Below are 26,069 nucleotides of genomic sequence, written 5' to 3'. Positions count from 1 at the left end.
GCGCCGGTCAGTCCGTCGGCTCGAGCTCGCCGGAGTCGCCGCGGCGCCGCAGCGCGGAGATGTCGGCCTTGAGCGTCTTCCGGGTCCGCTTCGCCCCGTCGATCTTGCGGATGCGCTGGTAGCCGATGGCGATCAGGATCAGCGCCAGCACCAGGTACACGCCCGCCACGATGAGGAACGCGGCCCAGTGCCAGATCCCGAGGGCCACCAGGCCGTAGGCGAACGCGATCGACAGCAGGATCACGATGAGCCCGCCGATCAGCGCGGCGATCGTGAACATCACGCTGCCGAGCGCGGCCTTCTTGGCGTCGGCCTTCAGTTCCAGCTTGGCCAGGTCCATCTCCGCCCTGACCAGGTTGGAGACATTGCTCGACGCCAGCGCGACCAGCTCACCGAGGGACTTGTCCTCGATGCGCTCGCCCGGTAGAGCCTCGGACATATGGCTTTCTCCTTAGTCCGGGCGCGCGCGCACACGCACCCTTCTCCGGAAGACGACGGCCGCGGCCGCCGAAGCGAGAACGCTCGCGATCAGGACCGCAGTCGTCACTCTCTCGAATTGTGCCTGGTCGGTATAGGCCAAACCGCCGATCAGCAGCGAAACGGTGAAACCCACCCCGGCGAGGAGCGCGACCCCGGCGATCTCATGCCAGTGCAGATCCTCCCCGAGCGTCGCGAAGCCGAGCCGCACGGCCGCCCACGCGCCGCCCAGGACCCCCACGAACTTACCGATCACCAGCCCGGCGATCACGCCGAGGGCCACCCGGTCGGTGAACACGGCGCCCAGCTGGGACGCGCCGAGCCCGACCCCCGCCGACAGGAACGCGAAGACGGGCACGCACACGCCCGCCGAGAACGGCCGCAGCACGTGGTCGGCCCGTTCCGCGTTCGTCGGCCGTCCGTCCGGGGTCTCCTTCGGGCTGGTGAGCATCCCCATGGCCACGGCGGCGACCGTTGCGTGGATCCCGCTGCGCTGTAGGAAGTACCAGGCGAGGACGGCCAGCGGCACATACACCCAGGGCGAGCGGACGTCCTTGAACTGCAGGAACCCATACGCACCGACCAGGACCACCGCGAGCCCCAGGGGCGTCCAGTGCACGGTCTCGGTGTAGAAGAGCGCGATGATGGCGATGGCGATGAGGTCGTCCACCACGGCGAGCGTCAGCAGGAACGCCCGCAACGGCGCCGGGCACGAGGTGAACGTCACGGCGAGCACCGCGAGCGCGAACGCGATGTCCGTCGCGGTCGGCACCGCCCAGCCCCGCGCCGCCCCCGCCTCCCCGGTGCTCACCGCCAGGAAGATGAGCGCCGGCATCACCACGCCGGCCGCCGCGGCGATCACCGGCAGCGCCGCGTCCCGCGGATTGCGCAGCTCGCCGTGCGTCAGTTCCTCACGCAGCTCCAGGCCGGCGATGAAGAAGAACACCGCCAGCAGCCCGCTCGACGCCCAGTGCTGCAGGTCCATGTGCCCCAGGTGCAGCCAATGCGGGCTGATCTCGAATGTCTGCAGGCTCTTGTAGGTGCTCGCCCACGGCGTGTTGGCCCACACCAGCGCGGCGACCGCGGCCAGCAGCATCACGATGCCGCCGTAGGTCTCCAACCGCAGCGCGTTGGCGACCTGAGTGCTGTAACGGACGGTCGGACGGAACGGCCACGTCGCGGCGACGCGGCGCTTCACGGGTGTGCGCGCCATGCGGAAACCTTCGGGAAGGAGGCGGACGGTCGGTCAAGGCCCGGCCCGCAACCACTACGGGACGTCACCTGCCGACCAGCCTTCCCGGCACACCAGACTCCACCTTAGTGGGTCTGCCCAGGTGCGGCCCCTGGCGAGACCCACCTGTGACGGGGCCGCGGGCATGGGAACGGCCCGCGCCCCCCACGAAAGGCGGGGCGGGCGCGGGCCGTTCCGAGGCGGATCAGCCGTCGGACTTGGCCGCGGGGAGCTTCTCCGCGATCAGGTCCATGACCGTGCTGTCGGCCAGGGTCGTGACGTCACCGATGCTGCGGTTCTCGGCGACGTCGCGGAGCAGCCGGCGCATGATCTTCCCGGAGCGGGTCTTCGGCAGCTCCGGCACGATCATGATCTGCCGGGGCTTGGCGATCGGGCCGAGCGTCTTGGACACGTGGTCGCGCAGCTCCCGCAGGAAGTCCTCGCCCTCCACGTCGCCGCCGCCCTCGCCGCGCGGGATGACGAACGCGACGATCGCCTGGCCGGTCACCGGGTCCGTCGCGCCGACGACCGCCGACTCGGCGACCTTCGGGTGCGCCACCAGCGCCGACTCCACCTCCGTCGTGGAGATGTTGTGCCCGGACACGAGCATGACGTCGTCCACGCGGCCGAGCAGCCACATGTCGCCGTCCTCGTCCTTCTTGGCGCCGTCCCCGGCGAAGTACAGGCCGTCGAAACGCGACCAGTACGTCTTGACGTACCGCTCGTCGTCGCCCCAGATCGTGCGGAGCATGCCCGGCCACGGCTCCCTGACCACCATGAACCCGCCGCCGCCGTTCGGCACGGACCGGCCCTGGTCGTCCACCACGTCCGCCGTGATCCCGGGCAGCGGACGCATCGCCGCCCCGGGCTTGGCCGCCGTGACGCCCGGCAGCGGGCTGATCATGATGGCGCCGGTCTCCGTCTGCCACCACGTGTCGACCACCGGCGTACGGTCGGCGCCGATGTTCTTGCGGTACCAGATGTAGGCCTCCGGGTTGATCGGCTCACCGACCGACCCGAGCACGCGCAGGGACGACAGGTCGTACTGCGCCGGGATGTCGTCGCCCCACTTCATGAACGTGCGGATCGCCGTGGGGGCGGTGTAGAAGATGGACACCTTGTACTTCTGGATGACGTCCCACCAGCGTCCCCTGTTGGGGGTGTCGGGCGTCCCCTCGTAGATGACGCTGGTCGACCCGTTGGCGAGCGGCCCGTACACGATGTAGGAGTGCCCGGTCACCCAGCCGATGTCGGCCGAGCACCAGTAGACGTCCGTTTCCGGCTTCAGGTCGAACACGGCCCAGTGGGTGTAGGCGCACTGGGTCAGGTAGCCGCCCGTGGTGTGCAGGATGCCCTTCGGCTTACCCGTCGTCCCGGAGGTGTACAGGATGTACAGCGGGTGCTCCGAGTCCATGGGCTCGGCCGTGTGCTCCTCGCTCTGCCGGCCGACGACGTCGTCCCACCACAGGTCGCGGTCGTGTTCGGCCACCTCCTCGCCGGTGCGGCGCACCACGAGGACGTGCTCGATCGACGGCGTCTGTGCGACGGCCTCGTCCACGATCCCCTTGAGGTCGGACGGCTTGCCGCGCCGGAACCCGCCGTCCGCGGTGATGACGAGCTTGGCCTGCGCGTCGTCGATACGGGTCCGGAGGGCCTCGGCCGAGAAGCCGCCGAACACGACCGAGTGGGTCGCGCCGATGCGCGCGCACGCCAGCATCGAGATCGGCAGCTCGGGAATCATCGGCATGTAGATCGCGACCCGGTCGCCCTTGCGGACGCCCAGTTCGAGCAGCGCGTTCGCGGCCTTGTTCACCTCGCGCTGGAGGTCGGCGTAGGTGAGGGTACGGCTGTCCCCCGGTTCGCCTTCCCAGTAGTAGGCGACCTTGTCTCCGCGCCCGGCCTCGACGTGCCGGTCTACGCAGTTGTAGGCCACGTTCAGCTCGCCGCCCACGTACCACTTGGCGAACGGGGGGTTGCTCCAGTCGAGGACCTCGTCCCACCGCTTGGTCCAGGTGAGGCGGTCGGCCTGCTCGGCCCAGAAGCCGAGGCGGTCCTCGGCGGCCTGCTCGTACGCGTCGGCCTTGACGTTCGCCGAGGCGGCGAGGTCCGCGGGCGGGGCGAAGCGACGCGTCTCCTGCAGAAGGTTCGACAGTGTTTCTTGGCTCTGGCTCAACGCGAACTCCTTGCTAGGTGATGCGGGGTCGCCCGGTATCCCCACTTCACCAGGAAGTTCCCGGTCTCCACAAGGCCGGAATCCCTGATGTGGAAGACGAACGCGGCGGGCTCCTCATGAATCCGGATGGTGCTGTGACCCCCGACACAACCGGTGGTGTGACCCCCGGCACAACGGACCTTCCCCGCCCGCGTTCGGGGAACCGCTTCCGTTCTACGCCTCCACAGGCCGTTTCGCGAGCGTCGCGGAGGACCGCATAGGGTCGGGCCGTGACCGATGCCCTTGCTGAAGTAGCGAAACTGCCCGGTGTCGCCGATGCCGTCGACGACGCGCGTAAGGCCGTGGACCGGCTGCTCGGCCATCGCATCCTGCGGCGGCGCAGCGCCGAGGTGTCCACGGAGTCGGCGCTACGCGGGGCACGGGCGTCGGCCGTCCTCGACGGTGCCTCGGTCACGCTGGACGAGCTGCGGACCGGCGAGAGCCCGTCCGACCCCGTCGTGCAGGGTTCGCTGCGCGTGTCGGCCGAGCTGGGGACGCTGACGGAGACCTGGCGGAAGGCGCCCCGGCAGGCGCTCGCCCGGCTCCACGTTCTCGCCGCGGCGGACGTGGTGGACGGTGACGAGCTGGGGCGTCCGCGCTCCGCCGGCGCCGCCGTGAAGGACGTCCTGGGCCTGGGTGAGCCGCCTTCGCCGTCCGAGGCGGCGGCGCGCCTGGACGCCCTCAGCGGGCTGCTGACCGAGTCGACCAAGGCGCCGGCGCTGGTGGTCGCGGCCGTCGTGCACGGCGAGCTGCTGACCCTGCGTCCGTTCGGCTTGGGGGACGGGCTCGTCGCCCGTGCGGCGCAGCGCCTCACGCTGGTGTCCCGTGGGTTCGACCCCAAGTCGCTGGTGGCTCCCGAGGTCGGGCACCTGGAACTGGGTGACGACTACGCCCCGGCCTTGCGGGACTATGCGTCCGGTACGTCCGAGGGTGTCGCGCGGTGGATCGTGCATTGTTCGTCCGCTGTGGCCGCCGCCGCACGGGACTCGCAGGCGATCTGCGAAGCGTTCATGCGGGGCTGATCCTGTCGGTGGGCGCTGCCATGCTGGTGCGCATGGTCGATCGCATGCACGGGCGCCCCGCACCGCCCACCGAGACCACGATCTCGTCGGCGAACTGGGATTCGCGCGACCTGACGGGGGAGACCCACGAAAGCGTCCTGTTCGTGGACGTCGACATGACCGAGGCCACGGGCACCGGTGCCGTGTTCACCGATTGCACGTTTCGCGGTGTGCGTTTCAATGCGTCGACCCATACCGATGCCGCCTTCCTGAACTGCACGTTCATCCGGTGCGGGTTCTTCGACGCCGCCTTCACGGGATGCAAACTCGTGGGCGGCCTGTTCGACTCCTGCACGTACGACCTGCTGAAGGTGAAGGGCGGCGACTGGTCGTTCACGGGCCTGCCGGGGGCCGATCTGCGCCGTGCGTCGTTCACGGACGTGCGCATGCGCGAGGTCGATCTCACCGGTGCGAGGTGCGCGGGGGCGGAGTTCCGCGGCGTCGACCTGTCGGGTGCGTCACTTCACCAGGCCGACTTCTCCGGCTGCGATCTGCGCGGTAGCGACATCTCGGCCATCGACCCGTTCGGCGCCGCGCTGAAGGGCGCGGTGATCGACCCCTACCAGGCGATCGTTCTGGCGACGGCCCTCGGGCTGGACGTCCGGGAATAGCCCCCTGACGGAGCGAGCGGCGCCCCGTTCCAGGACGCCGCCGCCAGGCACGTCACACCGGGTTACCAAGCGTGCATCTCAAGTCCGTCGGATCGGGTCAAGCCCGTCTCGACGCGCCTCCCGCGGCTGGTCGCGCGTGGGTACCCGGTTGCCGTGCACGGACACGTGGTCCGTAACACCTGTCTACGCCCCCTCCGCCCCGCTGACAAGCCCCTGTTCGGTAATCGTGGCGCACTGCCGCGGGCCGCGCCGGACGGGACATCGATACCCGGCGGGGCTGGTTAAGGATATTTCGGACAATCCGGAATTTGGGTGCTGGATCCGGAATTGATCACTCACCGTGACCGTTTCCTTTTGGCGGCCGATCAGCCGTGCGGACGGAAAGATCTTTAGTTCTGCTGTACGCTCCCACTTCCGTCCCTATGCACGCCGTGTGCGCGGGGCGGGACGCCCTGTCGTGGAGGGGCCTGCGCCTTGTGGCACCTCGCGGTGCGCGATGTTCCAGCCAGATGAGAAAACTCGTCATCCGCCGGACGGCTTTGCACCTCGACGCCACTCTCGATGATCGGGCAGCATATGTTGTATATGCCTAGACTGGAGTGAGTGAGTTTGCCTCTCCCATAGGACGAACTTACCTACGGCCCAGGCCGAACTCCCTTGAGGCTTTCCTGGAAAGCGGACCCGGCTCTACCCCCCCGGAGCCGGACCCGCCCGACGACCCCCGCTCTCCCCCCCCGGCGGGGGTCGTCCAGTTTTCGAGCCGGCCGGGCGGTGGCACCACCGCCCGGCCCGCTCACCAGGCACTCCGGCGAAGTTATCCACAGTCGGCCGAACACCGTCCGTGCCCACGCCCCGCCCCGCAAGGTGGATGTCTCCGAACGTCGAAGGAGCCATCCGATGAACCTCGCGGCACTGATCGTCACGGGCGACCCCGCCCTCGCCGACGGCCTGCTCCGCCTCGCGGCCGCCGCCGACGCCCACGCGGAGGTCGCCTACGGGCCCGATGAGGCCAGACCCGCCTGGACGTGGCCCGCCCTCATCCTCGTGGGCGCCGACATGGCCGCGGACGTGGCGTCCGCCGGTCTCCAGCGCCGCCCCGGCGTCGTCCTCGTCACCGGCGACGGCGCCACATCCGAGGCGTACCGGCTCGCGGTCGAGGCCGGCGCGCAGGACGTCGCCGCCCTGCCCGACCATGAGGACTGGCTGATCAACGCGTTCGCCGCGGCCTGCGAACCCGAAGGCGGCTGGGCCACGACGCTCTGCGTCGTCGGCTCCCGCGGCGGCGCCGGCGCCAGCGTCCTCGCGGCCACCCTCGGCCTGGCCGCCGCGGGCCAGGGCCTGCGCACCCTCCTCGTGGACGCCGACCCGTTCGGCGGCGGCGTCGAGCTCATGCTGGGGCTGGAATCGCGGGAGGGCGCCCGCTGGCCCGACCTCGCCGAACGGCGCGGCCGCCTCAGCGCCGCCACCCTCCGCGAGACCCTGCCCCGCTCCGGCGACCTGTCCGTCCTGTCGTGGCGGCGCGGTGAGCCCGTCCCGGTCCCCGACGAGGCCGCCCGCGCCCTGCTCGACGCGGCCTCCCGCGGTTTCGACCTGGTCATCGCGGACGTCCCCCGCTACCCGGGCGACGTCGGCCGCGCCGCCCTGCGCTCCGCCGACGTCACGTTCCTGCTCGTCCCCGCCGAGGTCCGCGCCACCGTCGCCGCCGACGGCCTCGCCGCCGCCCTCCGCCGGGACACCGCCGACCTGCGGCTCGTCGTCCAGGGCCCGGCCCCGGGCGGCCTCACCCCGGACGCGGTCGCGACCGCCCTCGGCCTCCCGTCCGCCGGCGCCTTCGAACGCGACCGCCGCCTCCCCGCCGCCATCGACGAAGGCGACCTGGAACGGGCCTGCCGGCGCGGCCCCCTCACCGACTTCTGCACCACCGTCCTGGCCGACCTGGCCCTCCAGCCCTACGCCTACCGAGAAGCGGCCTGACCACGTGCTCGTCACCAAGGAGGCGTCATGACGAGATTGTCCGACGCGGTACGGGAGCGACTCGCCAACGACGGCGCGGAGGCGACCACCGGACGGGTCGCCGCGGCCCTGCGCGCGGAGGAGCGGCTGCTCGGCGACCGGGAGGTGCTCGCGCTGGCGGACGAGTTGTGCGCCGAGTACGTCGGCGCGGGGCCGCTGGAGCCGCTGCTGCGTGCCCCCGATGTCACCGACATCTTGGTGAACGGCCCGGACGAGGTCTGGGCCGATACGGGTTCGGGGCTCGTCCGCACCTCCGTGCGGTTCACCGATGAGGCGTCCCTGCGCCGCCTGGCCCAGCGCCTCACCGCCGCCGCCGGACGCCGGCTCGACGACGCGGCCCCCTACGCCGACGCCCGGCTGCCGGGCGGGGTGCGGCTGCACGCGGTCCTGCCGCCGGTGGCCGCGGGCGGCACCTGCCTGTCCCTGCGGCTGCCGCGGCGCCGCGCCTTCACGCTGGACGAGCTGATCACGACCCGGACCGTCCCGCCCGAGGGCGCGGATCTCCTCGCCGCGCTGATCCGGTCCCGAGCCGCCTTCTTGATCACCGGCGGCACCGGAACGGGCAAAACCACCCTGTTGGGCAGCCTGCTGTCGCTGGTCGATCCGGCCGAACGGCTACTCCTCGTCGAAGACTCCGCCGAACTGAGACCGGCCCACCCGCACGTGGTGCGCCTGGAGGCCCGCCCGCCCAATGTGGAGGGCGCCGGAGGAGTGACCCTCGACGACCTGGTCCGCCAGGCACTCCGCATGCGCCCCGACCGCTTGGTCGTGGGCGAGGTCAGAGGCCGGGAGGTCGTCGTTCTCCTACAGGCTTTGAACACGGGCCACGAGGGCGGGTGCGGCACCCTCCACGCCAACACGGCCGCGGACGTGCCGGCGCGCCTGGAAGCGCTGGCGTGCGCCGCGGGTCTGACCCGGGAGGCCGTGCACAGCCAGCTGGCCGCCGCACTGGACATCGTCGTGCACCTGGTCCGCGACCCGGGCGGCGGACGCCGCCGCGTGGCCGAGATCTGCCTTCTGCGACGAGCGTCCGACGGCCTGGTCGGTGCCGTCCCGGCCGTGTCGTTCACCGCGTCCGGCGAGGTCGTTCCGGCCCCCGGTGCGGACGCCCTCCACACCCGGCTGGAGGAAGACCGGTGATCATCGCACTGGCGGTGCTCTGCTCGGCCGCCGCCGTCTGGATGCTCCTGACCCCCTCTCCGGCGGCCCACCGCCTCGACCGGCTCGTCACCCCGCCGCCGGACGACCCCCTGCGCTTCCTGAGAGCCAGAGCCGCGGCCCTGCGAGAACGCCGGACCCGCCCGCAGCGGTGGCGGACGTCCGTCATCGAACTCTGCGACGCCATGGCCGCCGAACTGTCCGCCGGCCGGACCCCCGACAAGGCGTTCACGGCGGCGGCCGCCGTCCTGGACCCGCAGGTGTCCGAGGAGCTCCTTCGCATCCCCCGCCCGCCGCCAGACCACCTGGACGAGCTGGCGGCCCGGCCCGGAGCCGAGGGGCTCCGTCTCCTGGCGGCCTGCTGGCGCATCGGCGCGGAACGCGGCGGCACGCTCGCGACCGTCCTGGACGGCCTGGCGGGCGCGCTGCGCGCCGAAGAGGCCCAGCGGCAGGACGTGTCGGTCCAGCTCGCCGGCCCGCGTGCGACGGCCAGGCTGCTCGCCGTCCTCCCGCTTCTCGGCCTGGCCATGGCCGCGGCCCTGGGCGCTCACCCGATCCCGTTCCTCTGCGGGACCCTCCCCGGCCTGGCGTGCCTGATCGTCGGCATGGCCCTCAACTTCCTGGGCCTCTACTGGACCCGCCACCTGGCCAAGAACGCCGAGTCACCCCACTGACCGTCACCCCGTGCTCCTGGAAGACTCCCTGGACCGGCCTCCCCGAAGGCGACCACGCCCCACGGCGGCCACACCTGCCCATCCGGGGGCCGACCGCGCGTTTCCAGGATCGTGTTCACCTGCATTGTGTGCCGAGCCGTCTCACCCAGGGACAAGAACTCCGCGCGTGTGATGCTCGTCCGGGCGGGGCTGAACCGGGACGGCGTTGATGGTGGAAGACCTCCTGCCCCGCCGGGGCAGAAGGCGGCCCGAGCGGGGAATCCCCGCACATCTCCATGGCGGGGGCCTCAAGAATCCCCTTCCTCTCAGGGGGGAGCGGCCAAAGCGTGGACCCGAGTCGTGATCCGCGCGGTGTGCTCAGGCGGTGGCGGCAATGGGTGACATGGCCTCGCACCGGGCCGAAGTCCCGGCCGAGCCGCACGACAGTGGCCTGGTCAACGAGGAGGAGCAGGTGAAGCAATGACGGCATTGGCGGCCGTGCTCTGCGCGGCGGCATCGGCCTTTCTTCTCCCCAAGGAGAGGAACGCCGCCGCGCAGCGGCTGGCAGGTCAGCTCCGAGCATCCTCACCGAGGCATGCGGCCACCAGAACACAGGCTCCACGGCTCTGGGACCGCACCCGCGTCGACCCGTCTTCCCACGGACGGACGAAGAGCCATGTGCTCGGCCGAGCGGACGGCCAGGTGAAGAGGCGGACGGATGACGGGAAGGAGGGAAGCCGCTCAGAAGCTGCCCGGCGGCGCGACCTTCGTCTTCGGTGTGCGGCTGCTGGGGCGGCGGGGCTCCTGGGCCTGGGAACGGTGGGTGGCCTGACCGGCGGAGTGATCGGCGCGCTCGTCGCGGTGGCCGTCTGGTTCTCGTTCGGTCGCGTCGGGAACGCGGAACGCCGGCGCCGGAGGGCACGCCTCATCGCGGACCTGCCCGTCGCGGTGGATCTCCTCGCCGCGTGTCTGCGTGGCGGCGCGCCCTGGCACGATGCCGTGGCCGCGGTAGCGGACGCGGTGGGAGGGCCGCTCGGGGATGAACTGCGATCTGTTTCCGTCCAGATCAGGCTTGGTGCCGACCCTGCGGAGGCGTGGCTCGCGCTCACGAGGGAGCCGATGCTCGCGCCCCTCGCCCGGACGGCCGTCCGGGCCACGTCCACGGGTGCGGCGCTGGCACCGTCCCTCAGCCGCCTCGCGCGTGACCAGCGCCGCGTCGCCCGGACGGAGGCCGCAGCTAAGGCCCGCGCGGCGGGCGTCCGGGCACTGGCCCCGCTCGGCCTGTGCTTCCTGCCCGCCTTCGTCCTCCTCGGCGTCGTCCCAGCCATCGCCGGGATCGCCTCGACCATCCTCCTGCCCCGGTGAACCCGGCTCCACGGAAATCGATCGTCGCCGTGCCGGACAACCAGGTCAGGATCACGACTGCGCCGGAGCCGTGTCCACCTGGGGTTCAGTTCTGGACTTGGATTTGGAGGTCGTTGAGCAGTGCCTCGGTGAGCTGGTGGACTTGGGTGTCGTCGATGGTCGTTCCGGCCAGGCAGGTGGCCCCGGTGAGGGTGGCGATGCTGCTGCCGCGCAGGTCGGCTCCGCGCATCCGGGTGCGGGTGAGCTGGGCGCCGGGCATCGGGCAGTCGGCGAAGACCGCGTTGTCGAGGCGGGAGTCGTGGACGGCGGTTTCGCGGAGCGCGCAGCCGGTGAACGCGACCGCTCCGGTGGCGTGCAGGCCGGCGAGAGTTGCGTAGTCGAAGCGGCAGTGCTCGAAGACGACGTCGGTCAAGGTGATGTCGCTGGCCTGCAGGCCGGTGAGGCGGCTGCCGCGGAACAGGCATCGGTCGATTTTGAGGTTGGTCCAGCGGGCCGAGGCGAAGTCGCAGTTGTCGAAGATGGTGTTGGTCACCCGGGCGTCTTCGAGGTGTGCATCGGCCAGGATCACGTTCGCCAGGTGGCAGCCGGAGATGTCGTGCTCGGTGACCTGGAGGCGGGACCAGTCGGCGTCCTGGACACGGAGGTCGGCCAGGTCACCGCGGGTGGGCGGCTGGCCGGTGGAGGTGAGCCGATCAGGCTGGTCGGAGGGCAGCAGGATCTTCGCCTCGCGGATCCGCCGGATGTCCATGCGTGCTGCCTCCTGGAGGTGGTGGGGGCGCGCCCCGGTGGAGGGCCGGGGCGCGCCATGGGCGGTCATCGGTTACCGCTTGCTCCAGTTGTCCCAGGTGGGGCGGTTGTCGAAGCAGTCCGGCGCCAGGTCCGGGGCGGTGGCGGTCACCTCGGCGAGGAACTCCTCCACCGTAGTGTCGGTGGTGGTCTCCAGCATTTCGAGCACGGGCATCGTGTTCACTCCTTGATGGTGGTTGCGAAGGCTTTGACGAGGGCTTGTCGGGTGTTGCGGCAGTGGGCGGTCTCGGTCGCGGCGAAGGTGCCGTGTTCGAAGTACCGGTTGCCGGCGTGTGCGCCGCGGCAGAAGTCGAAGAACGCGCATCCGGCCTGGCAGTTGGTGAGGCCGTGAAGCAGTTCTTGGATGTAGCCGACCTGGTGCGCGCGGCGCAGCATGGTGGGCAGCGACTGGCCGAGTACGTTGCCGACGATGAAGTCGTGGTGTTCGGGCGCGTCGGTGCCGAGCAGTTCCGGGGACATCAGCACGGTGTCCCCGTTCCAGGCGATCGTGGGGATCGGGTCGTGTTTGGCCTTGGCCCATTCCTCCTTCCGCCCGTCGCGGGCTTGGGCCAGGTAGATGGCGAGCTGGTCGATCTCCCGGACACGCAGGCGGGTGCCCGGATGGTGGCGGCGGTGGGCGAGGACGCCCCTCCAGAACGCCTCGGCGGCCGCGGCGTCAACGGGGGCGCGGGTGTTGGCGCCTTCGAGTTCCTCGATGTTGAACCCGACCCGCCTGCAGCCGAGGTCGCCGAAGAAGGTCATGAGGCGGTCGGGGTTGGTGATGGTCTGCGGGGAGACCACGCAGATCACGCTGAAGTCGATCTGGTGCTCACGCAGCAGCCTGATGCCGCGCATGATCCGTTCGAAGGCGGGCTTGCCGGACCAGTCGACCCGGTCGAGGTTCGCGGCCGCCGGGCCGTCGATGCTGACCCCGACCTCGAACCGGTAGTCGCGGAACAGTTCGCACCACGCTTGGTCGATCAGGGTCGCGTTCGTCTGGATCGCGTGCCGTACCCGCCCGGCTCGCCGCAGTTCCTCGAAGGCCTGGAGCCGTTCGGTGAACCTGGCGATGGGCAGGGCGGTGGGCTCGCCGCCGTGCCAGACCACGTCGACCGGCCCGCCGCCCGGCTCGTGGCCGTGCCGGGCGGCCTGCTCGGCGATCGAGGCCGCGACGGACTGAGCCACTGCCGGCAGCAGCTCGTAGCGCTTCTTTCGAGCGGGCAGGTAGCAGTAGCCGCAGTCGAGGTTGCAAAGGCTGGTCGGCTGGAGCACGACGGTCCGGAAACTGCGGCCGATCCGCTCATCGAAGTCGGCCTGCCCGGGGCTGCTGGGGCGGCCGGCCGGGGTGGTGCTGGTGTGGGGGGCGCTGGCGTCCATGCCGTCACCATCGCCCGCCGGTCGGCCAGATCCCGCTGACATCTCGATGTCATGACAGATGGCCTGTCACCGCTGCCCCGATGACATGTCATCGGGCTTGCCGGCGCGGCTTGATCCGCCTGGCTTCTCATGATCGGTGGGCTATCGTGGCGGGCGTGGTGCGACGTTCGATCCTCATCCAAGACGACGAGGTGACCAAGGACACCGGCTTCGTCCTGATCTGCTCGGGCTATCTGGTCGAGCAGGGGCGGGTCCTGCTGGTGCACCACAACCGGTTCGGCAAGTGGGTTCCGCCCGGCGGGCATATCGAGCCGGGCGAGACGTTCGCCGAGACGGCGGTCCGGGAGTTCAAGGAGGAGACCGGGCTGCTGGTCGAGGCATTGTCCTCCCAGCCGGTGATCCATCCCCCTGACGACAACGCCACCCCGGAGCCGGTGCCGTTCTATGCGGATCTGGAGCGCGAGGGCTTCCGTGTTCCGGCGATCGTCCAGTTCTTCTATGTCCGGCGGATCACTGACGACCAGGAGCTGCAGGCCCAGCTCGAAGAGGTCCACGACGCCAAGTGGTTCACCCTCGGCGACTTGGACGACCTGCCGACCTTCGAGCAGGTCCGGTCGCTGGCCCGGTTCGCGCTGTGCAACTACCCGATCGAAACCGAACGCGCCTGATCAGGTGCCGGCCAGGGGCGGCCGTCACGTGGTCTGGTCCGGCGTGCGGCTCTTCGCAAGCTCGTCGGCCCCGGCGGCGTCGGCTCTTGCGGCAAGGGCGTAACCGCTTACCTGACCGTCGCCACCGGTGAGCTGGCGGGGGACGACGAGCTTGACCGGGGCCCCGCCGAACCCCTCGGCGATCGCGGTGTTGAGCCGCTGGACGTACTTGGGCACCGAGGACGGTGCGACGTGCAACGCCGAGGCGATCTGCGCGACGGCCAGGCCGCCGGGCGCGTGATGCAGCAGCACCGCCAGGTCGAACAGCCGCTGCGACACCATGCAGGCCGCTGAGGAATCGGCGGTGCTCACCACGATCTGCCGCCCCCGGGCCATCAGCGAGACCTCCCGCAGCTCGGGCGCGGCGCCCTCTAACCGGCCGGACCGGTGGCCGGCCCCGATGCCGTCTGCATCGGCCATGCCGAGCTGCCCGATCCGCAGGCGGGCCTCCTCGTAGGCGGTGACGGTGTAGTAGGCGGCCCGGATGGTGGCCCGTCGCCCGGACGCGCCCGGCTCGTTCCAGAGCCCGGCCTCCCGGTCCCACAGGTCGTTCATCAACCGCCAGGCCCGCCCCAGCCGCTGATCGTGCGGGTTGCCGCCGGCGCGGAGCACGCTCTGCACGCCGAGCGCGTAGGCCATGTGCTCCCAGGCGGTGCCCTGAACGTCCTTGTCGTCCTCGACGAAGGTCTCCCAGCGGTGATGGTTGCGCAGCAGCCACTGCCCGGCGTCGGCGATGATCTGGGAGGGGCGTAGCAGCTCCGGCCTGCCGTGGACCCCGCCGACCTCCTGCGGTTCCTCGCGGCTGGGGGTGCCGCCCAGGGGTTGCCGCCCGGCCGCGGCGGCCACGGCCATCAGACACAGCGCGGTCTTGCTCGGGCTCGGCGCGGTGTCAACATAGGTCCGCCATCCCCAGGCGCCACTGGAGCGGCGGTGATAGAGCACTCCGGTCAGCCCGTGCCTGATCAGCGGCTCAACCCGGGCGGCCAGAGTGCCGGTGTCGGCCCCGCCGGGCAGCGCCAGTCCGGGACCCAGCGCGGTCAACGTGTCGCGCAGCCGCGACAGCGCCAGCACCGCCAGCGCGGTCTGGTGCAGCGAGGTGTCGTCGATCCCGGCGACCTCGGGCCATCCCTGATCGATCTGCTGCCGCTCCAGCCAGTCCACGCACCAGGCCGCGGTCTCGGCGACCCGCGGCTGGGTGAAGAACTCCGGGTAGTGCAGCAACCCGGTCAGCCCGAAACAGACGAACCGGGTGTTCTCCCCGCGACCGCCCTTCTGCCGGGGACGGCAGTGCTGTTCGACCACCCCGGACAGGTAGGCCAGCGCATCCCGGACCGGTGAGCCGCCGACCCCGGCGGCCCGCAAGATCGCCAGCACCTCGCTGGTGTTCACGATCGACGACACCGACGACAGCGTCAGCCCCCACCCGCCGTCGAAACCCTGACAGCCCAGCAAAGTCCGGGCCGCGCAGGCGACCCGCTTGTCATAGGAGGCAAGCCCGGCCAGCTTCAACGTCGACCACCCTCACGGCGTCCAGCTGATGACACACGGTCATCGTGAGCATAACCAGCCCCGGCACAGTGGGTCACTGCCCAGATTCGCCCAGTGCTCAGACCTTGCCGGTGCCCCAGTATTCAGAGCAGGTCCGGGTGGCCTTCTCGTACGATGATCGGCCCATAGAGGTTTGGTGCTGGTCAAGGGATCCCACCTGTACGAACTGATGTACCGCATGCCCGCCTGACTACCGGGGCCGGAGCGGCGTCTGGATGGGGGCGAACCGCATGGGGTAGGGCCCCGCGCGGCGGGCATCCGGGCACTGGCCCCGCTCGGCCTGTGCTTCCTGCCCGCCTTCGTTCTCCTCGGCGTCGTCCCAGCCATCGCCGGGATCGCCTCGACCATCCTCCTGCCCCGGTGAACCGGGTTTTCCACAGAAGTGTGTTCGGGCGCCGGGGTGCTTTCCGGCTCGGCAGCCTTGAGGGGAACCACGAGCGGAAGGAGCCCCATGCGGGCGATGAAGATGGTGGTGCGGCGATGGTCCGGGGTGTGCAGGGATCGGGGGATGTCCACCGCCGAGTACGCGGTCGGCACCATCGCGGCGGCGGCCTTCGCCGGCCTGCTGTTCAAGATCGTGACCAGTTCGCAGGTGAAGTCGCTGCTCTTACAGATCATCGAGAAGGCACTCAGGCTCGCGGGCTGAGCGATCGCGGGATGGCCACGGCGGAGATCGCCGTGGCACTCCCCGCCCTGGTACTGATCACCGCGGTCGCGCTGTGGGCACTGGTGGCCGTGTCCGTCCAGCTCACCTGTACGGACGCGGCCCGAACCGGGGCGCGTGCCGCCGCCCGGGGCGAGTCCCTCACTGCTGTACGCGATCTCGTGGTGAGGGCCGTCCCGAAGGGGGCGACCGTGCGGGTCCGCCGAGATGAGGCCACCGTCCATGTGGACGTCTCCGCCCCGGTCGAACCGCCCGCGGCGTCCGGCCTCCCACCCCTGACCGTCCACGCCCACGTAGCAGCCGCAACGGAACCCGGCGTTCCTCCCGGCGCCGCCGAACCCGACAAGCCGTCCACAAGGAGGTGATGTGTCGCGAGCTGCTCGTCGCTCATTGGCTCACCCATGGGTGGCTCGGCCGTCCGCAAAGAGGTGATGTGCGGTATGCGGAGCCCGGCGTCCACCCGGTACGGCTGAATCCGATCGGCGTCCGTGCGGGGGTGATGCGCCACATCAGGACGACAGTGCAGGTGAGGCTGGTTTTGAGTGAATGGAGGGGCTGGTGAAGGTGTGGGGGGCGGTCAGGGGGGATCGGGGGTCGGGGACGGTTTGGGTGGTGGCGTTCGCGGCCGTCGTGTGGGTGGTCGGTGTGGCGGCGATCGTGGTCGGCGGGGTGCGGGGGGCGAGGCACCGGGGTGACGCGGCGGCCGACATGGCGGCCTTGGCGGGCGCGGCGCGGGTGGCCGAGGGCGAGGGGGCCGCGTGCGAGCGGGCGAGGGGCGTCGCGGCCGAGTCGGGTGCCCGGTTGTCGCGCTGCCGGGTGAGCGGAGACGTCGTCGATGTCTCGGTGATCGTCCCCCTGAAGGTGCCGATGGGGGGCGCGGGCCTGCGGGTTGTTTCCCGGGCCAGGGCTGGTCCTGTGGGACGAGACGGCGTAACCTGACGCGGCACGGCTCGTTGCACTGAGTGTCAATAGAGTGGAAGGGGTCGCGGAGGATGCCGACACGTTGCGCTTTGTCATCGTCCTGTGACTTCTGCCACCCGAGGGTGCGTTACGCTGCCGTAAGCCCACGGTTATCACCGGACGCGGTGTGCAGCCCCGCGAGGCCCCTGGCGGGACGGGACGAGCAGGACACTGCGCCGGGCCGCTCCTGGCGGAGTCCGAATTCCTCCCTGGCCTGAAGGCCAGGACATCCTTCGGAGGATTAGGTGACCATCATTCGCAGGATCGGTGCGGTCGTGCTCGCGGCGCCCCTTGCGATGAGCTTCCCGGTACTCGGCGCCATGCCCGCGCGGGCCGCGACGACGAGCGTCATCACCCCGGCGGACGGCGCGGTCATCACGAGCGGATCCCAGCTGACCGCCAAGGCCCACTTCGACTTCGCGATCACGATGCAGTTGCGGGTGGCCGGCCCGGGGATCGGTGACATCTTCCTCGCGGAGAAGGGCTTCTCCGGGGACATGTCCGGGACCTTCCCGATCACTCAGAACGGCCGCTACAAGGTCTACCTGAAGGGCAAGCAGACCGGCGGCGTCTACGACTCCAACACCGTCACCGTGCGGATCGCCCCTGCCGCCCCCACCGGCGTGTCCGCGGACGTGTCCGGCCGCAGGCTCGTCGTGAAATGGAACCGCGGCATGGAGGACGACCTCATCGGCTACGCGCTCTCGGGGTCCGGGGTGCAGTCCAAGTCCGGCTCCCTGGGTTCCCTGTGCCAGGGGACGAGTTGCGCCACCACCCTGGCGCTGACCCGGTCGGGCGGCACGGTCTCCGTGGGCGTCCGGGCGAGGCGTTCCACCGGGACGGGCGGGTCGCTGTACTCCGGCGCCTCCTCGGCGACCGCCACGGTGGGCGGCGGGTCCGGGGCGCTGCCCGGCGGCACGGTTCCGTCCCTCCCCTCGAACTCCAGCGTGCCCAGGGCGGGGACGCCGCTGACGCCGTTCAACAACGAGTCGCCGGTGACGCTCCCGTCCGTCCAGCCGGACGGTGCGACGCCCGGCTTCACCTACCCGGCGCCACAGATCGCCACCGACTCGCCGAAGGCGCAGGACGTCGCGGCGACCGACAGGCTCCAGTGGGGCAAGAGCGTGGGCATCGCGCTGGTCCTCCTGATCGTCGCCGCGCACCTCGGCACCTGGACGCGCCGGCTGCGCGTCGCCCAGGCGGGCACGAGCAACACCGGCATGGCGGCCCGCGCGGCGCGCAGTGGTACCGGCCGCAAGCGGGTGAGCAAGGCGCGCGAACAGATCGCGCGTGCCGAGGCCCGCGCCAAGACGGCGCCGGTCATGTCCGCCGTCATCTCCGGCAAGCGCGCCAAGCCGGCAAGGCCCGGTGTGCCGCCGCGCAACGCCTCCACCAAGCCGAAGGCGGGCCGCCGTCCCGCGACCCTCGGCAAGGGCTCCGGCGGCGTGAACGTCCGGCTGGCCAAGCCTCCCTCGGCCAAGTCCGCTTCGGCCGAAGGGCGCAAGCGCGGCCATCGCCGCAAGTAACCCCGCGGGGGTGACCTCGCCGTGTCGGCTTGGGCGGGACGGTGGCGAGGGGGTTTGGGCAGGGTCTAGGCTGCCTTGCCAGTCGGAACGCCCGGATCGTCCGGGAATGCGTCCCTGTCGTCCGAGACCTCGGTCCTGTCCCCCGCAGGGCCTGATGGAGAGGAGACCCCCGCATGATCTTCCTGGGCCTGATCGTGGCGCTCGCCGCCGCCGTGGCCGGTGTCGCCGTGGTGCTGGACAACACCGGCGACGTCCAGATGTCCATGTTCGGTGAGCAGATTCCGGGGATCACGCAGCAGTGGCACGTCTTCATGGCCGGGGCCGTGGTCGCGGTCGTGTTCATGTCCGGGGTGATGGTCGCGGCGCTCGGCTTCAGGCGGGCGATGAACGTGCGGCGTGAGCTGCGGGACCTGCGGGACGAGCACGAGGAGTCCCTGCAGACGCTGGAGATGGAGCGGCGGAGGCTGCAGCAGGCGCTCGCCCAGGCGCGGCGCGGCATGGACGACCAGCCCCCGGTGCCGGCCCAGCGCGTCGCCCCGAACTGACGGACGGGCGGTCTCAGGGGGCCCGGTCCAGGAGGACGGCCAGGAGTTTCAAGGCGCCCGCCTTGTCCAGGGGGTCGTTGCCGTTGCCGCACTTGGGGGACTGGATGCAGGACGGGCAGCCCGAGTCGCACTCGCAGGACGCGATGGCGTCGCGTGTCGCGCGGAGCCAGGAGGAGGCGTCCGCGTAGCCGCGTTCGGCGAATCCCGCGCCGCCCTCATGGCCGTCGTACACGAAGACGGTGAGGAGCCCGGTGTCAGGGTGGACGGCCGTGGACACGCCCCCGATGTCCCAGCGGTCGCATGTGGCGAACAGCGGGAGCAGGCCGATCGAGGCGTGTTCGGCGGCGTGGGCGGCGCCGGCCAGGTCCAGGTCGTCCAGGGCGGCGATCTGGCCTTCGGAGAGCGTCCACCAGACGGCGCGGGTGCGGAGCGTGCGGGGCGGCAGGTCCAGGGGCTTCTCGCCGAGCATCTCACCGGTGTGCAGGCGGCGCATCTGGTACGCGACCACCTGCCGGGTCACGTCGACGGTTCCGAAGCAGAGCGTGGCCTCACCCCAGGAGATCGAGCGGAGCCGTTCGACGATGCTGATGTCGGTCACATCGCGGGCGGTCGTCGAGTAGTCGGGGTCGGCCGCTTCTACGAGCGCGACCGAATCGTCCAGGTCGAGTGTCTGGACGATGTAGGACTCGCCCTGGTGGATGTAGACGGCACCCTCGTGGACGGTGGTGTGCGCGGACGGTTCGTCCACCGTGCCGAGCAGGCGCCCGGTCGGCGTTTCCACCACCTGGACGGGTTCGCCGCCCGCTCCGCGGATATCGGCCAGGTCGATGGCCTTGTCGCGGCGCGTCCAGTACCAGCCGGCGGGGCGGCGGCGGAGCATGCCGCGGCGGACGAGGTCGGGCAGCAGGCCGGCGGTCTCCGGGCCGAACAGCGGCAGATCGTCCTCGGTGAGCGGCATTTCGGACGCGGCGCAGCACAGGTGCGGTTCCAGGACGTACGGGTTGTCGGGGTCGAGGACGGTCGCCTCGACCGGTGTCCCGAAGATCGCCTCGGGATGGTGGACGAGGAACGTGTCGAGCGGATCGTCCCGGGCCACGAGGACGGAGAGCGCGGCCTGTCCGGATCGTCCGGCGCGTCCGGCCTGCTGCCAGAGGGACGCGCGGGTGCCGGGCCAGCCGCAGACGAGGACGGCGTCGAGCCCGGAGACGTCCACGCCGAGTTCCAGCGCGTTGGTGCTGGCGAGCCCGACGATCGAGCGGGAGCGCAGGGCCTCCTCCAGAGCACGCCGTTCCTCGGGCAGATAACCGGCGCGGTAGGCGGCGACCTGGTCGGCCAAGGGCGGGGCGACCTCGTGCAGCGCGCGCTTGGCGCTGAGCGCCACCGACTCTGCCCCGCGCCTGGAACGGACGAATGCGAGTGTCTGGACGCCCTCCGTAACGAGGTCGGCCAGAAGGTCACCTGCCTCGGCCGTGGCGGCACGGCGAACAGGGGCGCCTCGCTCGCCGCGCAGCTCCGTCAACGGCGGCTCCCACAGCGCGAACGTGGCGGGCCCGCGCGGCGAGGCGTCGTCGTCGACCGCGACCACGTCCAGCCCGGTGAGGCGGGACGCGGTGGACGCGGGCTCGGACGTGGTCGCCGATGCGAGGATGAACACCGGCGAGGAGTGGTACCGCCCGCACAGCCGGCGCAGGCGGCGCAGAACCTGCGCGACGTGGGACCCGAAGACGCCCCGGTATCCGTGGGCCTCGTCGATGACCACGTACCGGAGGCGGCGCAGGAAGGAGGACCAGCGGGCATGTCCGGGCAGCATCGACCGATGCAGCATGTCCGGATTGGTCAGCACATAGTTCGCGTGCTGCCGGACCCACGTCCGCTCGTCCCACGGCGTGTCGCCGTCGTAGGTCGCCGCCCGCACCCGGGTGAGGCGCAGGGAGCGGAGCGCGCGGAGCTGGTCGGCGGCGAGCGCCTTGGTCGGCGACAGGTAGAGGATCGTCCCCTCCTGGCGCGGGTTCTCCTCACCCGCATAGATCGCCTCGATGCAAGGCAGCAGGTAGGCCAGCGATTTACCGGACGCGGTCCCTGTGGCGATGATCACAGAACGTCCGGCATGGGCGTGGTCGGCGGCGACGGCCTGATGCTCCCAGGGGGCCTCGATGCCCGCCGCGGTGAGCCGCTCGACCAGTACCGGCGGTGCCCAGGACGGCCACCCGGCCCGGCGGCCCTGACGTGCGGGAACGCTCTCCACATGGGTGATGCGATCGCGCCGTGCGGGTTCGGCGAGGAGCCGGTCCAGCGGAGTTGAAGATCTTTGGGCGCCCATCAGGTTTTCAGTTTGCCAGCCTGGGCAAAACTACGGGAACGCCCCGGCGCCGGAGGGCCCGTACCCCCTGCCCTGGCCGGTAGATCAGCAGGTCAGACGGGATGGCGCGAACTTTCGCCCGAGTGGGCGATTACCTGCGTACACGACGCCGGAGCGTGGTTGAATCACGGCGAAGTCTCGATGGTCGGTCACCGTCCGGTGGCCCGGACATCGGGATCGGATAGTGCTGCACGGCGCGTGGAGGATCTGTGGACCTGAAGGTGAACGACTACACCACCGACGATGGCCTCACCGTCATCAACGTGGAGGGCGAGATCGACGTCTACACGGCGCCGAAGCTTCGCGAGAAGCTCATCGACCTGGTCAACAAGGGCAAGTTCCACCTGCTCGTGGACATGGAGAAGGTGGAGTTCCTCGACTCCACCGGCCTCGGCGTCCTCGTCGGCGGGTTGAAGCGGGTGCGCGCGCACGACGGCTCGCTGGAACTGGTGTGCACCCAGGAGCGCATCCTCAAGATCTTCCGGATCACGGGGCTGACCAAGGTCTTCGGCATCCACACCTCGATCGCCGAGGCCGAGGAGAAGCGCAAGGGCGCCAAGTAGGCGGCCTGTAGCTGAGATGGCGACCGTTGAACTGTCCTTCAGTGCGCTGCCCGTCCACGTCCGGACCGCACGCCTGATCGTGACCGCCGTTGCCCGCCGCAGCGGCGTCGCCGAGCCGCTGCTGGACGAGGTCCGGCTCGCGGTCGGTGAGGCGTGCTCGCGTGCCGTGGAGGCGCATCGCCGGCACTGCCCGGACGAGCCCGTCCGCCTTGAGCTCAGTGGCGCCGACCGCCGCTTCGAGGTGACCGTCAGCGACACCGTGCCCGGCGACGGCACTCCGGGTGACCTCCCGACGGCCCTGGACGCGGACGAGCTCGAGTACGGCCTGGGCGAGGGTACGGCGGAGCTGGGGCTGGCGGTCATCGCCGGGCTCGCCGACGATGTGGACATCGCTGCCACGCCCAAGGGGGTCCAGATACGGATGAGCTGGCCCGCCGAGGCCGAGGCGACGATCTAGCCGCCCGCCCGCCCCGACACGACCAAAGGCCCCGCCACCCCCGGCGGGGCCTTAGTCATTCCCGCCCACCCCACTCCCGCCCACCCACACCCCCCGCGCGCCCACACCCCGCGACCGCCACACGAGCTCCAAGGGGCCGCGTGCGCGCGGTCGGGGGAGGGGATTGGTGGGGGCGGTGGGGCCGGTGTTGCCGGTGTTGTGAGACTCTCTTTGAGTTGATCTTAGTTCGAACCGATTTGGGTCTGGACAGATTCTGTGTTAATGCCTAGCTTTAATACGGATGCCGGTGGTTGTGGTGCTCCGGCCATAGCCGCGCGCCTCGTTGGGGTGGCGGCGGAGTAAGCGTTGGCTCACCTGCGTTGAGCTGCGACGATGTCCGCTGGGCGGGCTTATATGTCAAATTTCCGGCATATCGTCCATCGCATTTCGGCGACATGCTCATCAAGGGCCGTCCGGCCTTAACATTCGACTTGCACGTGCGTAGACTCCCGGCACCCGCGCTGCCGTGCGAGGCGTTCGAAATCATGACTCGCGGGGTACGCGGTAAAGATCGTCTTTTTGACGATCGAGTCGCAACGCCCCTGTCGAGGAGGACGGATGTCCGGGTTTTCCCTGTCAAGCCCGGCCAGCGCAGAAGTGGATCTCGGCGGCGGCGACCTTTCCCTGGTCGTCGTCGTCGCCGTGATCGCGCTGCTGGCACTGGCCGTCGCCGCGGGTCTGGTTCGCGATGTCCTGGCCGCGGGCCAGGGCACCGCCAAGATGCAGGAGATCGCGCGGGCCGTTCAGGTGGGCGCCAGTGCCTATCTGAAACGCCAGTTCAGAACGGTCGCGGTCTTCGTGGTGCTGATCCCGCTCGTTCTGCTGCTGCTCCCCGCCGACTCCACGGGTGAGCGGATCGGACGGTCGGTCTTCTTCGTCGTCGGCGCGCTGTTCTCCGCCGTCACCGGGTTCACCGGCATGTGGCTCGCGGTCCGCGGCAACGTCCGGGTCGCCGCGGCCGCCCGCGAGGAGGACGGCGAGAAGACGGCGATGCGGATCGCGTTCCGCACCGGCGGCGTCGCCGGCATGTTCACCGTCGGCCTCGGCCTGTTCGGCGCGGCGGTCGTCGTCCTCGCCTACCAGGGCAACGCGCCGAAGGTGCTGGAGGGCTTCGGGTTCGGCGCCGCGCTGCTCGCCATGTTCATGCGTGTCGGCGGCGGCATCTTCACCAAGGCCGCGGACGTCGGCGCCGACCTCGTCGGCAAGGTCGAGCAGGGGATTCCGGAGGACGACCCGCGGAACGCGGCGACGATCGCCGACAATGTGGGCGACAACGTCGGCGACTGCGCGGGCATGGCGGCCGACCTGTTCGAGTCGTACGCGGTCACGCTGGTCGCGGCGCTCATCCTCGGCACGGCGGCGTTCGGCACCGAGGGCCTGGTGTTCCCGCTGGTCGTGCCGATGATCGGCGTCATCACCGCGGTGATCGGCATCTTCGCGGTGGCGCCCCGCGCCGGGGACCGCTCCGGCATGTCGGCGATCAACCGCGGGTTCTTCATCTCGGCGGCGATCTCGGCGATCCTCGTCGCGATCGCCGCGTTCGCGTACCTGCCGTCGTCCTTCGCCGACCTGAACGGCGTCACCGACAAGGCGATCCGCGGCCTGGACGCCGACCCGCGCTGGGTCGCGCTCGGCGCGGTGATCATCGGGATCGTGCTGGCCAGCGTCATCCAGTTGCTCACCGGCTACTTCACCGAGACCAACCGCAGGCCGGTCAGGGAGGTCACCGACAGCGCCCGGACGGGCCCGGCGACCGTCATCCTGGCCGGTATCTCGCTGGGCCTGGAGTCGGCCGTCTACACCGCGCTCGTGATCGCCGGTGCCGTCTACGGGGCGTTCCTGCTCGGCTTCGGCAACACCACCGTCGCGCTGTTCGCGGTGGCGATGGCAGGCACCGGGCTGCTGACCACGGTCGGCGTCATCGTGTCGATGGACACCTTCGGGCCGGTGTCCGACAACGCCCAGGGCATCGCCGAGATGTCCGGGGACATCAAGGGTGAGGCCGCGTCCATCCTGGAGCGGCTGGACGCCGTCGGCAACACCACCAAGGCGATCACCAAGGGCATCGCGATCGCGACCGCGGTGCTCGCGGCGACCGCGCTGTTCGGCTCGTTCCGGACGACGGTCATCGCGGCGCTGGACGGCGCCTCGAAGAGCGCCAAGGACGCCATCGGCGCCGACTTCCTCACCTTCAACCTGTCCATCGCCAGCCCGAACGTCCTGATCGGGCTGATCATCGGTGCGGCCGTGGTGTTCCTGTTCTCCGGCCTGGCGATCATGGCGGTGGGCCGGGCGGCCGGACGGGTCGTGGTGGAGGTCCGCGAGCAGTTCCGCACCAAGCCCGGGATCATGGACTACACCGAGAAGCCCGACTACGACCGCGTCGTGGACATCTGCACCCGGGACGCGCAGCGCGAGCTCGCCACCCCCGGACTGCTGGCGATCATGACGCCGATCGCGGTCGGCTTCGCGCTCGGGTACGCGCCGCTCGGCGCCTACCTGGGCGGCGCCATCGCCGCGGGCGTGCTGATGGCGGTGTTCCTCGCCAACTCCGGCGGCGCCTGGGACAACGCCAAGAAGGTCGTCGAGGAGGGCAACCTCGGCGGCAAGGGCAGCGAGGCGCACGAGGCGACGGTCATCGGGGACACGGTCGGCGACCCGTTCAAGGACACCGCCGGTCCCGCGATCAACCCGCTGATCAAGGTGATGAACCTGGTCGCGCTGCTGATCGCGGACGCCGTGGTGACCTACGCGGGCAACATCCCGCTGCGCGTCGGGGTGACCGTGCTGTCGGTCGCGGTCGTCGTCGCGGCGATCGTGGTCTCCAAGCGGCGCGCCGCCCCGATGGCCGAGTCCGCCCCGGCCCCCGCGGTCGAGGGCGGCACGGTGCAGGCGCCCCCCGTGGCGGACGGCCAGGCCAAGTCCGTCGAGGAGGCGGCCGTCGGCGCCGACTCGGGCGCGGCCAAGACCGAGACGGGCACCGGGGAGTCGGCCAAGAAGGGCTGACAGTTCAGAAGGGGAGGGCCGGTGGCGACGCGCCGCCGGCCCTCCCGCATGTCAGGGTCGTGTCCCGGCCACGCGGCGGCGGCCGTACGCTTGACGTGCGGGCCGGACGCCCCGGACCCGGACGTGCAATGAGATCGGGAGGCGCTGTGGCGAACAGCGGCGGCGGCAAGCCGACCATGTCGGGCGCCAAGGGTTTCGTCCTCGTGCTCGGCGGGATGCTCGGAATCCTTCTCGTGCTGTGGGGGCTGGCGGCGCTCGCCGCGCCCTAATGTGGCGGTCATGCCCACGCTCATCGTGCTCCGCCACGCCAAGGCCGTCGCCGGTTTCGGGACGCCCGACATCGACCGCACCCTCAACGACCGAGGCCGGCGCGACGCCGCGGCGGCCGGGGAGTGGCTCCGCGCGAACGGTCTCGTCCCCGACCGGGTGCTGTGCTCCACGGCGGCCCGGACGCGCGAGACGCTCGACCTGCTCGCGCTCGACGCCGCCGTGAGCCACGAGCCCGCGATCTACGACAACGACCCCGAACGGCTCCTCGCCCTGGTCAACGAGGCCCCGGACGATGCCGGGACGCTGCTGCTGGTGGGGCACAACCCGTCCGCGCACCAGTTCGTGCACGATCTGACCGGGCAGGCCCCGGACTCCTTCCCGACCTGCGCGCTCGCCGTGATCGAGCTGCCGGGCGCGTGGATCGACGTCCGCCCCGGCCTGGGAACGCTCCGGACCGTCCGCACCCCGAAGGGCTGACGCG

At 70.9% G+C, this 26,069-nt stretch carries 25 protein-coding genes and 1 pseudogene; 18 read left to right on the top strand and 8 right to left on the bottom strand.

Annotated elements, in window-relative coordinates; translation table 11 throughout:
* Window positions 1-7: 7 nt before the first annotated feature.
* The 3 genes from ACQP1N_RS33490 to acs form a co-directional block, all read right to left on the bottom strand.
* Window positions 8-439 (bottom strand): phage holin family protein, encoded by a 432-nt coding sequence (locus ACQP1N_RS33490; protein WP_067795417.1) that lies wholly within the window; start codon window positions 437-439, stop codon window positions 8-10.
* Window positions 440-451: 12 nt separating this feature from the next.
* Window positions 452-1,690: a Na+/H+ antiporter NhaA gene (gene nhaA / locus ACQP1N_RS33485; protein WP_433228270.1), complete on the bottom strand. Its 1,239-nt coding sequence runs from the start codon at window positions 1,688-1,690 to the stop codon at window positions 452-454.
* Between the two features lie 223 nt (window positions 1,691-1,913).
* Entirely contained in the window at window positions 1,914-3,881 is a 1,968-nt protein-coding gene (acs, locus tag ACQP1N_RS33480; protein WP_067795415.1) for an acetate--CoA ligase, read from the bottom strand.
* A 269-nt stretch (window positions 3,882-4,150) separates the two neighbouring features.
* On the opposite strand from acs, the gene ACQP1N_RS33475 reads away from it, so the two are divergent.
* The 6 genes from ACQP1N_RS33475 to ACQP1N_RS33450 all read left to right on the top strand — a co-directional run bounded on the left by ACQP1N_RS33475 (window position 4,151) and on the right by ACQP1N_RS33450 (window position 10,781).
* A complete protein-coding gene (locus ACQP1N_RS33475; protein ID WP_433228268.1) occupies window positions 4,151-4,942 on the top strand; it encodes an oxidoreductase in 792 nt (263 codons plus the stop codon).
* 32 nt (window positions 4,943-4,974) lie between these two features.
* On the top strand, window positions 4,975-5,592 hold the full coding sequence (locus tag ACQP1N_RS33470; protein WP_067795513.1) for a pentapeptide repeat-containing protein: 618 nt from the start codon (window positions 4,975-4,977) through the stop codon (window positions 5,590-5,592).
* Window positions 5,593-6,489: 897 nt separating this feature from the next.
* Window positions 6,490-7,566 (top strand): septum site-determining protein Ssd, encoded by a 1,077-nt coding sequence (ssd, locus tag ACQP1N_RS33465; RefSeq protein WP_433228265.1) that lies wholly within the window; start codon window positions 6,490-6,492, stop codon window positions 7,564-7,566.
* Between the two features lie 27 nt (window positions 7,567-7,593).
* Window positions 7,594-8,745: a TadA family conjugal transfer-associated ATPase gene (locus tag ACQP1N_RS33460; protein ID WP_433228263.1), complete on the top strand. Its 1,152-nt coding sequence runs from the start codon at window positions 7,594-7,596 to the stop codon at window positions 8,743-8,745.
* Complete coding sequence (locus tag ACQP1N_RS33455; protein WP_433228261.1) at window positions 8,742-9,437, top strand: type II secretion system F family protein; 696 nt, start codon at window positions 8,742-8,744, stop codon at window positions 9,435-9,437. The genes ACQP1N_RS33460 and ACQP1N_RS33455 overlap by 4 nt, the downstream gene beginning before the upstream one ends.
* A gap of 798 nt (window positions 9,438-10,235) precedes the next feature.
* Entirely contained in the window at window positions 10,236-10,781 is a 546-nt protein-coding gene (locus ACQP1N_RS33450) for a type II secretion system F family protein (protein WP_433228259.1), read from the top strand.
* Window positions 10,782-10,866: 85 nt separating this feature from the next.
* Here ACQP1N_RS33450 and ACQP1N_RS33445 read toward each other — a convergent pair whose 3' ends face one another.
* The 3 genes from ACQP1N_RS33445 to amcB form a co-directional block, all read right to left on the bottom strand.
* A complete protein-coding gene (locus ACQP1N_RS33445; protein ID WP_433228257.1) occupies window positions 10,867-11,529 on the bottom strand; it encodes a pentapeptide repeat-containing protein in 663 nt (220 codons plus the stop codon).
* Window positions 11,530-11,601: 72 nt separating this feature from the next.
* On the bottom strand, window positions 11,602-11,742 hold the full coding sequence (locus tag ACQP1N_RS33440) for a hypothetical protein (protein WP_433228256.1): 141 nt from the start codon (window positions 11,740-11,742) through the stop codon (window positions 11,602-11,604).
* A 5-nt stretch (window positions 11,743-11,747) separates the two neighbouring features.
* A complete protein-coding gene (amcB, locus tag ACQP1N_RS33435; RefSeq protein WP_433228254.1) occupies window positions 11,748-12,944 on the bottom strand; it encodes a cyclophane-forming radical SAM peptide maturase AmcB in 1,197 nt (398 codons plus the stop codon).
* A 155-nt stretch (window positions 12,945-13,099) separates the two neighbouring features.
* Here amcB and ACQP1N_RS33430 point away from each other — a divergent pair, with 155 nt between their 5' ends.
* On the top strand, window positions 13,100-13,612 hold the full coding sequence (locus tag ACQP1N_RS33430) for an NUDIX hydrolase (RefSeq protein ID WP_433228253.1): 513 nt from the start codon (window positions 13,100-13,102) through the stop codon (window positions 13,610-13,612).
* Between the two features lie 24 nt (window positions 13,613-13,636).
* On the opposite strand, the gene ACQP1N_RS33425 is transcribed toward ACQP1N_RS33430, so the two are convergent.
* Window positions 13,637-15,160 (bottom strand): hypothetical protein, encoded by a 1,524-nt coding sequence (locus ACQP1N_RS33425; protein ID WP_433228251.1) that lies wholly within the window; start codon window positions 15,158-15,160, stop codon window positions 13,637-13,639.
* 283 nt (window positions 15,161-15,443) lie between these two features.
* On the opposite strand from ACQP1N_RS33425, the pseudogene ACQP1N_RS33420 reads away from it, so the two are divergent.
* The 6 genes and pseudogenes from ACQP1N_RS33420 to ACQP1N_RS33395 all read left to right on the top strand — a co-directional run.
* Window positions 15,444-15,563 (top strand): annotated as a pseudogene (locus ACQP1N_RS33420) (type II secretion system F family protein); the annotation flags it as partial.
* Between the two features lie 87 nt (window positions 15,564-15,650).
* A complete protein-coding gene (locus ACQP1N_RS33415) occupies window positions 15,651-15,845 on the top strand; it encodes a DUF4244 domain-containing protein (protein ID WP_433228250.1) in 195 nt (64 codons plus the stop codon).
* Window positions 15,846-15,856: 11 nt separating this feature from the next.
* Window positions 15,857-16,228, top strand: a complete 372-nt coding sequence (locus ACQP1N_RS33410) for a TadE family type IV pilus minor pilin (protein ID WP_433228248.1) — start codon at window positions 15,857-15,859, stop codon at window positions 16,226-16,228.
* A gap of 247 nt (window positions 16,229-16,475) precedes the next feature.
* Window positions 16,476-16,802, top strand: a complete 327-nt coding sequence (locus ACQP1N_RS33405) for an Rv3654c family TadE-like protein (RefSeq protein ID WP_242608592.1) — start codon at window positions 16,476-16,478, stop codon at window positions 16,800-16,802.
* 266 nt (window positions 16,803-17,068) lie between these two features.
* On the top strand, window positions 17,069-18,349 hold the full coding sequence (locus tag ACQP1N_RS33400; protein ID WP_433228246.1) for a hypothetical protein: 1,281 nt from the start codon (window positions 17,069-17,071) through the stop codon (window positions 18,347-18,349).
* 173 nt (window positions 18,350-18,522) lie between these two features.
* The gene (locus tag ACQP1N_RS33395) at window positions 18,523-18,894 is read left to right on the top strand and encodes a hypothetical protein (RefSeq protein WP_067795377.1); all 372 of its coding nucleotides are present in this window, start codon (window positions 18,523-18,525) and stop codon (window positions 18,892-18,894) included.
* A 13-nt stretch (window positions 18,895-18,907) separates the two neighbouring features.
* On the opposite strand, the gene ACQP1N_RS33390 is transcribed toward ACQP1N_RS33395, so the two are convergent.
* Window positions 18,908-21,214, bottom strand: coding sequence for a DEAD/DEAH box helicase (locus tag ACQP1N_RS33390; RefSeq protein WP_433228244.1), 2,307 nt, complete (start codon window positions 21,212-21,214; stop codon window positions 18,908-18,910).
* A 248-nt stretch (window positions 21,215-21,462) separates the two neighbouring features.
* Between ACQP1N_RS33390 and ACQP1N_RS33385 the strand changes: the two genes are divergently transcribed.
* From ACQP1N_RS33385 to ACQP1N_RS33365, 5 genes are all read left to right on the top strand, one after another.
* Window positions 21,463-21,816, top strand: coding sequence for an STAS domain-containing protein (locus tag ACQP1N_RS33385; protein WP_067795371.1), 354 nt, complete (start codon window positions 21,463-21,465; stop codon window positions 21,814-21,816).
* 16 nt (window positions 21,817-21,832) lie between these two features.
* The gene (locus ACQP1N_RS33380; RefSeq protein ID WP_067795367.1) at window positions 21,833-22,273 is read left to right on the top strand and encodes an ATP-binding protein; all 441 of its coding nucleotides are present in this window, start codon (window positions 21,833-21,835) and stop codon (window positions 22,271-22,273) included.
* A gap of 597 nt (window positions 22,274-22,870) precedes the next feature.
* Entirely contained in the window at window positions 22,871-25,318 is a 2,448-nt protein-coding gene (locus ACQP1N_RS33375) for a sodium-translocating pyrophosphatase (protein ID WP_067807095.1), read from the top strand.
* Between the two features lie 146 nt (window positions 25,319-25,464).
* Window positions 25,465-25,587, top strand: coding sequence for a hypothetical protein (locus ACQP1N_RS33370; RefSeq protein ID WP_255218851.1), 123 nt, complete (start codon window positions 25,465-25,467; stop codon window positions 25,585-25,587).
* A gap of 10 nt (window positions 25,588-25,597) precedes the next feature.
* A complete protein-coding gene (locus ACQP1N_RS33365) occupies window positions 25,598-26,065 on the top strand; it encodes a SixA phosphatase family protein (RefSeq protein WP_067807098.1) in 468 nt (155 codons plus the stop codon).
* Window positions 26,066-26,069: the final 4 nt, after the last annotated feature.

The sequence above is a fragment of the Actinomadura formosensis genome, from assembly GCF_050948385.1.
Classification (GTDB): Bacteria; Actinomycetota; Actinomycetes; order Streptosporangiales; family Streptosporangiaceae; genus Spirillospora; species Spirillospora formosensis.
This window is presented reverse-complemented; position numbering and strand designations above follow the sequence as displayed.